Source organism: Pseudoxanthomonas kalamensis DSM 18571, assembly GCF_010211745.1.
GTDB classification, from domain to species: domain Bacteria; phylum Pseudomonadota; class Gammaproteobacteria; order Xanthomonadales; family Xanthomonadaceae; genus Pseudoxanthomonas_A; species Pseudoxanthomonas_A kalamensis.
In genome coordinates this window covers 125604-137801 of record NZ_PDWQ01000003.1, presented here as the reverse complement: position 1 = coordinate 137801, position 12198 = coordinate 125604, and the positions used below count along the sequence as shown (strand labels likewise).

Here is a 12198-nt window from a genome sequence, read left to right as displayed (position 1 = left end):
GCATGGACTTGAAGGACTACCAGGAAAAATCACTCGCGCGACTGGGCGACTTCCTAAGCGCCGCGCGCACGGACGGCATTGCCGAGGCGTTCGCCGCGCACGCGCACCCGGACGCCGGGACCATGTTGGCACCCGAGTACCGCACCCTGCGCGACAAGGACAGCGCGGAACTACCCAGCCTGCGCAACGTGCCCTACGTGGCGGTCCGTATTCCCACCGGCGGCGGCAAGACCCTGATGGGCGCGCACTTCATCCGCTGCACGGCGGACAACTGGCTGGAACGCGACCGCCCCTTGGTGGTGTGGCTGGTCCCCAGCCGCACGATCAAGCAGCAGACGCTGGACGCATTCAAGAATCGCCGACACCCCTACCGCCTGGAACTCGATGCCGCATTCGGTGGCCAGGTCTCGGTACTGGACAGCGACGATATCGAGCAACTGACGCCACAGGAACTGGCCACGCGCACCTGTATCGTCGTGGCCACGATGGCCGCTATACGGGTCAAGGACACGGACAACCGAGATTTCTACGCCCACAAGGAGGCTCTGGAACCGCATTTCATCGCACTGCCAAAGGACGCGTCGCTGCCGGACCTGGAACAGACGGAGGACGGCAAGGGGCCGCGTTTCTCGTTCGCCAATCTGCTGCGGCTCCACCGCCCGCTCGTGATCACGGACGAGGCACACAACGCCACCACTGACCTATCCGCGACGGTCTATGAGCGCTTGGCCCCCAGCGCCATCATCGAACTGACCGCCACGCCGGATATGGCCACCAGCAATGTGCTGGTGCGTGTCTCGGCCTCGCAGTTGTTCGCTGAGGAAATGATCAAGTTGCCGGTGCTGCTGGAAGAGCACCTGGACGGCTGGGATGTGGCCCTGCGCCACGCGCTGCTACGGCGGCAGGAACTGGAAGAGATCGCGAAGAAGGAACCGGACTACATCCGCCCGATCCTGCTGATCCAGGCGGAGCACAAGGGCGGCGAAGCCACGGTCGAAACCATCTACGAACACGTGACCAGCGAAGACGGCGAAAGGATTGACAAGAACTGGGTGAAGATCGCCACAGGCGACCAGCGCGAACTGGACGGAATTGACCTATTCGCGCCTGACTGCCCAGTGCGCGTCATCATCACGATGGAAGCGCTGAAAGAGGGCTGGGACTGTTCGTTCGCTTATGTTCTGTGCTCTGTGTCCGGCACGAAATCCGCGACCGCCATCGAGCAGTTGCTGGGCCGCGTGCTGCGCATGCCCTACGCACGCACACGCGACCAGGCGGCACTGAACAAGGCTTATGCGCATGTCGTCTCGCCCTACTTCGGCGCGAAGGCGGCCGAGTTCACCGATCATCTGGAAAGCATGGGATTCTCACGACTGGAAGCCGCGCAGAATCTGCCGGTCCAGCCTGCACTGATCCCCGGTGGGGGCGAACACCCGGCGCTGAAAGTCGAAACGCTGCGCCTGACCACCAGCAAGAAGCCCGACCTGGCCAATGTGCCGGCGGGCGACCTGCGCAACATCACGATCAAGCCCGCCGAGGCGGAAGGCGAGTTTGAGGTGGAGGTCAAGGGCGTGATCCAGCCGGAGAGCGTGGAGGCCATCGCCAAGGTGTTCACCGGCAAGGCCAGGGAACGGGCGCGCACCTCGCTGGAACAGCACAACACGCGCGCGAACCTACGCATGACGCCCGCGCAGAAGGGTGTGAAGTTCGAGGTGCCGCAGTTGTCGATCAGGTTCGGCGACCGCGTGCTGCCGGTCGAGAACGACCTGCTGGTGGAGGACGGGTTCTGGAATCCGGCGGATGCGGCGGGCACGCTGGACACTCTGACCTTTAACACGCACACGCAGACCTGGGAAATCGACCTCGGCAAGCCTGGCGAGAAGCCAGTGAAGATGAGCATGGTCCAGGAGCCGCAGGCCGAATACCTGTCCGGCCTGACCGGTGACTGGGAAGAAGCCGACCTGCTGGTGTGGCTGGAAGGCAAGGTCGTCCAGAACGATGTGTGCCACGAAGCGATGATCGAATGGATCGCGCAGGCCATTGCCCCGTTGAAGCACAAGGGATACAGCCTGGGCCAATTGGTGCGCGGGCGCTTCATCATCGCACGCCGCCTGCTGGGCCTGCTGGACGAGGCCAAGACCAAGCGCGGCAACCAGGCGCACCAGCGCCTGTTCGCGCTGGAAGAAGTCGTGGTTGATCCAGCGGTGGTATTCAAGTTCTCGAACCTAGCCTATCCCATGCGGTCACCATGTCCGGCACCAATGGAGTGGCCGAAGCACTACTACGAGGTGCCGGGCGACCTGCCGTATCGCCGCAAGGACGGTGAACTGGCCGAGGAATACCGCTGCGCGACAGCCATCGAGCGCAACGCCGATGTGGAGGTGTGGGTGCGCAACCTGGTCCACCCGACACAGTTCCGGTTCCCGACTGCGACCGGCTCCACCTATCCCGACTTCATCGCGAAGTTGAAAGACGGACGCATTTTCGTGATCGAGTACAAGGGCGATGACCGCTACGACCACCCGAAGAACGTCGCCAAGCGCGCCGTGGGCGAACTGTGGGCGCGCAAGTATCCGAACGGTCTTTACCTCATGCCTCGCGACAAGGACGAGGAAGGCCGCGACATCGACCAGCAGATCGCGCATGCCATTGGCAAGTCCTGAGATTTTCGCTTCAATTCGTCATTCCCGCGCGGGCGGCGGCCCATGAATACAAGGTTCGGGATGGCAAGGCTTGTGGATTCCCGCCTGCGCGGAAATGACGGCCATTACTCAAACCGTCCGCCGTCCATGGCGAGGAAGTGACCCTGTTTCAACCCTGGTGATACGGCCGAAACCTATATGCACCAGCTCCGGTGTACGATACGCCGGTCACGCAGGAATCATGGCCTGCACGGGGAGGAACATGGGCGAATCCGGCATCCGCAAGGTCATCATCGTCGGTGGCGGCACCGCAGGATGGATGACGGCGGCATTCCTGTCGCAGTCGCTGGGCGGCAGCATCGACATCCAGCTGATCGAATCGGACGAGATCGGTATCGTCGGCGTCGGCGAGGCGACCATTCCTCCGATCCTGAATTTCAATCGCGCGCTCGACATCGACGAGGACGAATTCGTCCGCGCCACCCAGGCCACCTTCAAGCTCGGCATCCAGTTCCGCAACTGGGGCGCAATAGGCGACAGCTACATCCACGGCTTCGGCAAGATGGGGCACAGTACCGGCGTGGTCGATTTCGCCCATTTCTGGCTGAAGATGCGCCAGGCCGGCAAGGTCGGCCGCATCGACGATTACGCGATCAACCTGCTGGCGTGCGAGAAGAACAAGTTCCTGCGCGCCACCGGCGAATACGAAAATTCGCCGCTGAAGGACATCGGCCACGCTTTCCATTTCGATGCCGGACTGTACGCGAAGTTCCTGCGCGGATACGCCGAGAAGCATGGCGTCATGCGCACCGAAGGCAAGATCTCCAGCGTGCAACAGCATCCCGAAACAGGCTTCGTCGCCTCGGTGACACTGGAGGACGGCAGCACCCACGCGGCAGAACTGTTCGTCGATTGCTCCGGCTTCCGCGGCCTGCTGATCGAACAGACCCTGCATACCGGCTACGACGACTGGAGCCACTGGCTGCCCTGCAATCGCGCTCTCGCCGTACCCTGCCGCTCGGTTTCGCCATTGACGCCGTATACCCGCTCGACCGCGCATGCGGCCGGCTGGCAGTGGCGCATCCCGCTGCAGAGCCGGATCGGCAACGGCCACGTGTACTGCAGCGAGTACATGAGCGACGACGAGGCCGCCTCGATCCTGATGGGCAACCTGGACGGCGAGGCACTGGCCGAACCGCGACTGTTGCGCTTCGTGACCGGCAAACGCAAGCAATTCTGGAACAGGAACGTGGTCGCCATCGGCCTGTCCAGCGGCTTCATGGAACCGCTGGAATCGACCTCGATCCACCTGATCCAGAAGGCCATTGCGCGGCTGGTTTCGTTCTTCCCCGGCCGCGACTTCAGCCAGGTCGACATCGACGAATTCAACCGCCAGTCGCAGGTCGAGTTCGAACGCATCCGCGATTTCATCATCCTGCACTACCACGCCACCCGGCGCAGCGACTCGGCGTTCTGGAACTATTGCCGGACCATGCCGATCCCGGACACGCTGCGCGACAAGATCGAGTTGTTCCGCAGCAACGGGCGCATCTGCCAGGATCCCAGCGATCTGTTCAGCGAGATCAGCTGGTTCCAGGTGATGTTCGGCCAGGGCATCCATCCGCTCCGCTACCACGCCCTGGTCGATGCCAAATCGGACGAACTGGTCCTGCGCATGCTGGCCGACGTCAAGCGGGTCATGCATGGCGTGGTCGACCTGATGCCTTCGCACGAGGATTTCATCGCCAAGCACTGCAAGGCCGATCCGATCGAATGACCCAATTGAACCCGTAGCTTGCCGCAAAAGAAAAACCCCCGCCGAACGATCCAGCGGGGGTTTTGCATACCCGGGAGGGTTGTGCGGGTTTCAGAACTTGTAGCCGATGCCCAGCAACGTGGTGCGCCCATAGGAGTAGTACTTGATCGGGCGCGATTCCGAATCGGCGCTGTCGGCCGAACGGAACGGCTCGTCGCCGATGTTGCTGACCTGCAGGTACAACGACAGGCCTTCCAATGCGCCGGACTGGAAGTTGTAGTTGATCTGCGCGTCCTGCACCTTCTCGGCCTGGAAATCCTCGAAGCCCAGGTCCGCGCCGTAGCCACGAGTCTCACCGCGGAAATTGCTGCGCGTACGCTGGCTGAAGCGGATCGAGAAGCCTCCACGCTCGTAGTAGGCGGTCAGGCTGGACACATACTTCGACCAGCCCGGCAGGCGCTCGCTGGTGCCCGGCCCATTCGGGTGGATCGTCGTGTCGGTGACCGAATAGCTGCCCTGCAAGCCGAAGCCGTTCAGGCCACCCCAGACGATGTCCAGCGGCACCGAGAAGGACAATTCGTAACCACGCAAGGAACCGCCTTCGCCATTGAACTTACCTTTCAGGTAGCCCTCCGTGCCGGCCGGATAAATCAGCTGACCAGCCGCCGGAGGCGGAAGCGCATATCCGGAGTAGTCGTAAGGAATCACATCCGTGTAGATGTAGTTGACGAGATCCTTGTAGAAGTACGCCACGCCCACGAAGCCCTTGTTCCCGGATTGGGTGGTGAAGTACTTTTCGGCACTCAGGTCGTATGCATTCGCCAGCCAAGGCTTCAGCTTCGGGTTGCCGCCTTCACCGCACCAGACGGGTTCGGTCAAGGTGATATCGTGGCACAGCGCGGTCGTAGGAATACTGACATCAACACTGGCACGCATGTCATCCATGCGCGGGCGCTGCATCTCCCTCGCCGCACCAAGTCGCAGGTAGTACTCGTTCGGGAAGCCGAATACCAGATTCAGATTGGGCAGGAAGTCGCTGTAATTGTCTCCCGAGGTCCCGGTCCCTCCGACATCACTACCCTCTATGGTATTGATGCCGACCGAACTCTGATCGACGGAGACCCACTGCACCCCGGCATTTCCGGTCAGGGTGACGCTATCGCCCAGATCGGTATTCAGGCTGGCCTGCAGGTAGAAAGTGTCAACCTTCTCCCGCACCGACCAGTTCTTGTTGGCGATGTCCTTGTGGTTCTTCTGGACCAACTGATAGGTGCCGTCGCTCAGCAGCGCCTCCGCATCGAAAGTTGCCAGGCCATCCACGCCGCCATAGCTGAAGTCGGTCGCGCTGCCCGGGAACGGCGCGGTGGCGCCAACCACGCAATTGCCGGGCGAAGCCGGGTCTTCCTGAAGACACAGCTTGTATTCCAGCGAGGACTTTTCCTTCTTGCGGATGGTCTCGTTGGCGCCGAAGGAAATGCTTTCGACGAAGCCTTCGTCGAAACGACGGGTCATGTCGATCCTGCCGGCACTGATCCGGTCCTTGATCGTGAAATTCTTCAGATAACCGTCCTGCCCCCAGTTGCCGGCATCGATCAGCTGCAGGTTGTTCGGGTCGTTCAGATCCGTCCCGAAAGTGAAATTGTTGTAATTGCCCGGCACCAGGGCGACGCCGAGATCGGTCGTGCCATCTCCGGTCAGGCCGACGTAGGTCTCGAGGAAGCTGAAATCGCGGGTGACGTTGGAGAACGACAGGTCGGTGGACAAGGTCCAGTAATCGTTGATGTGGAACTTGTTGTTCCAGCCGACCGAGGACAACCTGTCGTTGATCGGGTTCGAATCGGCGCGCAGGACAGGTTTGACGCTGGTCCAGTCGCTCTGGGTAATGGTGCCGCTGCCGTTGACCGTATAGCCAGGCTCCAGAATGCCTTGCCCCCACAAAGTTCCGAACTCGACGCCCGACTTGATCTCGGTCTTCTCGAACTCGGAATAGAACAGGTCCAGCGAAGTTTCGTAGAAATCATCGGGACGGTACTGCAGTGTCGTCATCAGACCGTCGCGCTTGTTGTTGTCATCAAGCAGGTAGATCTTGCCGCCACCGAAAACCTTGTTGCCATCGGGCGCGTCAGCGTAGCCCCAGGACTCGTTCTGGTAGCTGGGCTGCGGGCTGTCGATATGTGCGTAGCCGAAGGCCAGGCCCAGTTTGTTGTCGAGGAACTGGTCGATGTACGAGAAGCTGTAGCGGATGCCGGATTCGGTGATGTCCTCGACTTCGTTCTGCTCGTAACGCGCGTTCAGCGAAATCACCCGCTCCGGATAGTCCAGCGGACGCGCGGTGCGCATGTCCACGGTGCCCGACAGTCCCTGCCCGACCAGCCTCGCATCCGGCGTCTTGTACACCACCACCTGGCTCATCAACTCGGATGGATACTGGTCGAACTCGACCCCGCGATTGTCGCTGGTGTTGGCCTGCTCGCGACCATTCAGCGTGGTGCCGGCGAAATCGCCGGACAGGCCGCGGATGTGGATCTGGGTGGCTCGTCCACGCTCGCGCTGCGCGGTCAGGCCAGGCAAGCGGGCGATCGAATCCGCGATCGAGGCATCGGGCAGCTTGCCGATATCTTCGGCGGAAATGGCTTCGACGATGGAAGTGGCGCTCTGTTTGGTGTCCAGAGACTTCTCGATGCCGACGCGGATGCCGGTCACCTTGACCGCGTCCAGTTCGGTCGCTTCGGCATCATCGGGTGTCGATTGCGCGTTCGCCGCCGTCGCGCCAAGCGTCATTGCCGATGTCAGCGCCACGCACAGGATATTGCGCTTGAGTTGCAACATCTTCCCCTCCAGTCGAATGTTGTCTTGATCTTCGGATTGTCCCGGCGCGTATCGCTCCGGTTCGTTCGCTCGACCGGCCTCGGCCGCGAACGTGCCGCAATGGTAGTCGCAGCGACCGACGTTAAAATCGCGTTGCATACGTATTCATGCAAAAAGCGCTGTGTCGTTGCCACATGAACAGCTGCACGCAAGCGTGCGATATGGCGCCGGCAACCGTTTTCAGTGCATGCGTTCCGCCACGGTCTTGCACACGTCGAGGGAACCGACTGATGGCTGGAACGTCATGCCAGCATGTCGTGACGTTCCGCCCGCCACGTCAGGGGTCTCCCAGTCGGGCCGCATCGTGCTGTTGCGCAACAAAATTTGTCAGTTAGCGCTTCCGCGAATTCGGGAAGCTCCGGCTTCGCCTGCGTTACTCGATGACATACACCACCGCCGTGCGTGCCGGCACTTCGAAACGGCCGCTGCGCGCCTGGTATCGCGCCTGTTCGCGCGGTCGCGGATCTGCCGCCTGTGCCGAATCCTGCACCGGATGCAGCCGGTAACGCTTGCCACGCGCTTCGGGCAGGACCAGCGCCTGCATCTGTGAAGAGACATTGACCAGGTAGAGAACCTCGCGGAATCCTGCCGTCGGGTAGTCCGTGCCAACCAACCGACCCGCGATCACCCGCGGGTTCTGCTGTGGCCCGGTGTTCGGGAAGCTCAACCGGCGCTCGATCTCGTCGGCCTCACGCAGCCGGAACAGTCCGGAACTGGCACGTATCCGCAACAGATCGCGGAACATGTCGCGGGCCAGGGCAATATCCTGCGGCGACGGACGGATTGCAGCATCCGCCAGCAGCGGCGCCATCAGCGAATAATCGTTGCCGTTGTCGTTACGAGGCGGCAGCCCGGTCCCGAAATAGTTGTCCCGGTACGACCAGTCGATGCGGTTGAACCAGTCGCCGGAGTCGTAGCTATTGCGGTCCAGCGACTTCGAACGCAGGGTGTCGAGGCCGGCGTGAAAATAGGCCACGCCCTGGCTGAACAGGTTGATCGCGGCCCCCAGCATCTGCACGCGGACCCGATCTTCGCTGCTGGTGTCGCGCGGCAGCTTCCAGACATTGATGTCGAACAGGGTCTGGTTGTCGTGATTCTCGACGTAATTGACTGTCTCGCCGGGTTGTGCGGCGTACCCGGCCGGCTGGCCTTTGTAATCGATCTCAGACAACGGCTTCACGCTGCCATCGAAGGCCTGCAGCGTGTAGTCGCGCAGGGTGCCGGCCAGGCCGACCCTGACCATGTCCGCGGCATGCAGCAGATCCTGCGGCGATCCCGTCATCGCCGAATCGTTTGGTGCGTAGCCCAGCCCGTTCAGCCAGCCCTGTTCAGCCTGCAGTGCCTGGCCGCTGTCGGCCGGTCCGCCACCGCGCAGGGCATCGCGCGCACGATCGCTGAAGGTGCCGATGCCGGATCCGGCTAGCGACAGTTGCGAAGCCTGGACGAAACGTGCGCCATCGGCGATCTCGCCGAAGTTCCAGCCTTCGCCGATCAGGTTGACCTCGCGGCCGGTTGCCGCGTTCACCTTGCGCTGCAAGGCTTCCATTGCCGCGCGCGGCTGGTGCCCCATCAGATCGAAGCGGAACGAATCGACCCGGTACTGCCGGGCCCACAGCACCGCCGAATCGATCATCAGCCGCGCCATCATCATGTGCTCGGTAGCGGTATTGTCGCAGCAGGTCGAGCGCTCCACCCGGCCCTGCGCGTCCAGCCGCTGGTAGTAGCCGGGCACGATCCGGTCCAGCACCGAATGCGCTGCCTGCCCAGACGCCGAGGTGTGGTTGTAGACCACGTCCATCCCGACGCGCAGGCCGATCCGATGCAGCGCTTGCACCATCTGCCGGAACTCCAGCACCCGGCGCGCGCCATCGGTCGCATCGCTGGCATAGCTGCCTTCCGGCGCGTTGAAATGGAACGGGTCATAGCCCCAGTTGAAGCAGTCGCGCCCGGCTACCGCCATCACCGCCGCCTGCTGCTGCTCGCTGTCCGCGGCGGCCGGCGGCACTTCGGGGGTGACGCAGCCGGTTTCCGGCACGGTGGCGAAGTCGAAGACCGGCAGCAGGTGAACATCGGTCAGTCCGGCCTCGGACAAGGCCTGCAGATGGCGCATCCCGTTCGAACCGGCTTCGGTGAAGGCCAGGTACTTGCCGCGATTGCCGATACTCACGCTGGGATCGTTGATAGAGAAGTCTCGCACGTGTAATTCGTAGATGACCATGTCGGTCTGCGCAGCGACCCTCGAAGGTGTCGGTGTATCGTCCCAGCCGTCCGGTTTCAGTGCGGGCGACTCCAGATCGCTGATGTAGCTGCGACGGGAGTCGGCATCCAGACTGACCGAATACGGATCGGTGACCCGGTTGCGCACCACGCCCATGCCCGGGACGAACACGTCCACCAGATAGGTGTAGTACATGCTGTCCATGCGCAAGGCGTGATTCCCTTGCCAGATGCCTGTTTCGCGATCCGGATACAGCGGAAAACGGTCGATCGCCTGCATCGAATGCGCTTCGTACAGACACATCGACACCTGACGCGCGGTCGGCGCCCACAACGCGAAATCGGTTCCGCCTTCAGCCGGGAAGGAAACGCCGAGCTCCCGCGCCTCGCCGGCCTTGGCGTAGATGTCGTCCAGCACGCCGGCGGTCTGCAGCCCGGTGGCATCGCGCACCATGCCCTTGCCGTCCTCTTCCACCAGCACCAGCTGGCCGGTCAGCAACTTGGTCAGACGCGGCATATCAGCGTCGGCCGGTTCAAGCACCACGCCCTCGCCAACGTACCGGTAGCGTTCGGCCACCGCATCCGGCAACGGCGCGGTCCGCGGACGCAGCGACAGAAACCCATCGGCACCGGATACGCGTTGCCCGTTGGCCGCCACGATCCGGCCCGCGCCCGCGTAGTACAAGCGGTAGCGTGCCGCGCCGCCCGTCCCCGGCCATTTCAGCAATCCGCGGGTCATCCAGTAAGCGCGTGCATCGACGTGTGCGTCTTCGACAGCCTCCACCGCCGACAGGACACGTTGATCATCGGCGGCATCGCAATCCGGTGTGGGGCCGAATAGTCCGGCCCGTGCCGCTGGTGACACCGTCGCCAGCAGGAACGCAAGCCCCAAAATCGATACGCGAACCCCTGCGGGCGTGCTCATGCCACCCGCGCGTAATACGCGCCGCGTCCGGGCAGGCGCAATCGACCATCGACCACCTCTCCGGACAGCAGGCCGTGACCGTTTTCCGCCACTACCTGCAAGCCTTGCGGAAGCGTCCATTCCGCCGGCTGCGGCGACAGGTTGAACGCCACCAGCATCGCCTCTCCCTCGAGTTCGCGCAGGAACGCCAACACCGGCTCGTCGCTGTCGAGGAAGCGCGTTCGGCCTTCGCACAATGCCGGCTGGGTCCGCCGCCAATGCAGGAAGGTACGCACCCGGTTCAGTACCGAGCCCGGATCGGCTTCCTGCACCGCCACGCTCTGCTGCCGGTGCGCGTCCGGAATCGGCAGCCATGGCGTGCCGCTGCTGAAACCAGCATCGCCGGTGTCGTTCCACGGCATCGGCGTACGGCAGCCGTCGCGGCCCTTGAAGTTCGGCCAGAAGACCTTGCCGTAGGGATCCTGCAGCGCCTCGTACGGCACGTCCGCTTCGGGCAGGCCAAGTTCCTCGCCCTGGTACAGGCAGACCGAACCGCGCAGCGAGCACACCAGCGCCACCAGTTGCGCGGCAAGCTCGGGCGAAGCATCGCCGTTGCCCCAGCGACTGACCGCGCGCACCACATCGTGGTTGGAAATGGCCCAGCACGGCCAGCCGTCGCTCATCACGGTTTCCAGCCGTTCGGCGGTGTGGCGCAGGTAGGCCACGCTGAAATCGTCGGTCAGCAATTCGAAGCTGTAGCCCATGTGCAGCCGGCTTTCGCCGACATATTCGGCAGTGGTCGCCAGCGAATCCTCCGAGGAAATCTCGCCCAGCGCAGCCACGTCGTCGTAGCGGTCGAGCAGGTTGCGCAGATCCTCCAGGAACTCGACATTCTCCGGCTGGGTGTTGTTGTGGTAGTGGTACTGGTAGGCATAGGGGTTGTCGGGGCTGAACCCGCGCCCGACCCGCTTGTCCTTCGGCTTGGCCGGGTTGTCGCGCAGCTGACGGTCGTGGAAACAGAAATTGATCGCATCCAGGCGCAGGCCATCGACGCCCTTGTCCAGCCAGAAACGGATGTTGTCGAGCGTGACCGCCTGCACGGCGGGATTGTGAAAGTTCAGATCGGCCTGGGTGGACAGGAAGTTGTGCAGGTAGTACTGCTCGCGGCGCGGTTCCCAGCGCCAGGCTACGCCGCCGAAGATCGACATCCAGTTGTTCGGCGGCGTGCCGTCTTCCTTCGGGTCGGCCCAGACGAACCAGTCGGCCTTCGGATTGTCGCGGCTCTGCCGGCTTTCGCGGAACCATTCGTGCTCGATCGAGCAATGGCTGATGACCTGGTCGATCATCACCTTCAGCCCGAGCGAATGCGCCTTGGCTAGCAGGCGGTCGAAGTCGGACAGGGTGCCGAACAAGGGATCGACGTCGCGATAGTCGGAGATGTCATAGCCGAAATCCGCCATCGGCGAACGGAAGAACGGCGATATCCATATTCCGTCGACGCCGAGACTGGCGATGTGCTCAAGCTTGTCGATGATGCCCGGCAGATCGCCCACGCCGTCGCCGTCGGTATCCCTGAAACTGCGCGGGTACACCTGATAGATCACCGCACCACGCCACCAGCCTGTCGTCGCCATTCCCGTCCCCGTACAAAAACATGCGGCCTGTCCACACAGGCCGCAGCGAAAGCTATGTTACGCGGACGAATCGGTGAAGAGGCGAAAGCGCCGGTTCACGATGAATACGTATGCAGGCAAGGCGACACTCCGGGGCATGGCCGTCGTTCGCCTGCCCATCACGAAAACCGGTTTCAG

5 protein-coding genes are annotated in these 12198 nt (G+C 62.7%); 2 read left to right on the top strand and 3 right to left on the bottom strand.

Going from position 1 to position 12198, the window contains the following annotated elements; all coding sequences use genetic code 11:
- Nucleotides 1-2 precede the first annotated feature (2 nt).
- Both CSC70_RS06965 and CSC70_RS06960 read left to right on the top strand, forming a co-directional pair.
- Nucleotides 3-2663 carry a DEAD/DEAH box helicase gene (locus tag CSC70_RS06965; protein WP_162455957.1) on the top strand — a complete coding sequence of 887 codons (2661 nt, stop codon included), beginning with the start codon at nucleotides 3-5 and terminating at the stop codon, nucleotides 2661-2663.
- Between the two features lie 241 nt (nucleotides 2664-2904).
- Nucleotides 2905-4419: a tryptophan halogenase family protein gene (locus tag CSC70_RS06960; RefSeq protein WP_162455956.1), complete on the top strand. Its 1515-nt coding sequence runs from the start codon at nucleotides 2905-2907 to the stop codon at nucleotides 4417-4419.
- A 90-nt stretch (nucleotides 4420-4509) separates the two neighbouring features.
- Here the strand turns inward: CSC70_RS06960 and CSC70_RS06955 are convergent, their stop codons facing one another.
- From CSC70_RS06955 to CSC70_RS06945, 3 genes are all read right to left on the bottom strand, one after another.
- Nucleotides 4510-7227 (bottom strand): TonB-dependent receptor, encoded by a 2718-nt coding sequence (locus CSC70_RS06955; protein ID WP_162455955.1) that lies wholly within the window; start codon nucleotides 7225-7227, stop codon nucleotides 4510-4512.
- 412 nt (nucleotides 7228-7639) lie between these two features.
- A complete protein-coding gene (locus CSC70_RS06950; RefSeq protein WP_162455954.1) occupies nucleotides 7640-10408 on the bottom strand; it encodes an alpha-1,6-glucosidase domain-containing protein in 2769 nt (922 codons plus the stop codon).
- Nucleotides 10405-12021, bottom strand: a complete 1617-nt coding sequence (locus tag CSC70_RS06945) for an alpha-glucosidase family protein (protein ID WP_162455953.1) — start codon at nucleotides 12019-12021, stop codon at nucleotides 10405-10407. The genes CSC70_RS06950 and CSC70_RS06945 overlap by 4 nt, the downstream gene beginning before the upstream one ends.
- Between the last annotated feature and the right edge of the window lie 177 nt (nucleotides 12022-12198).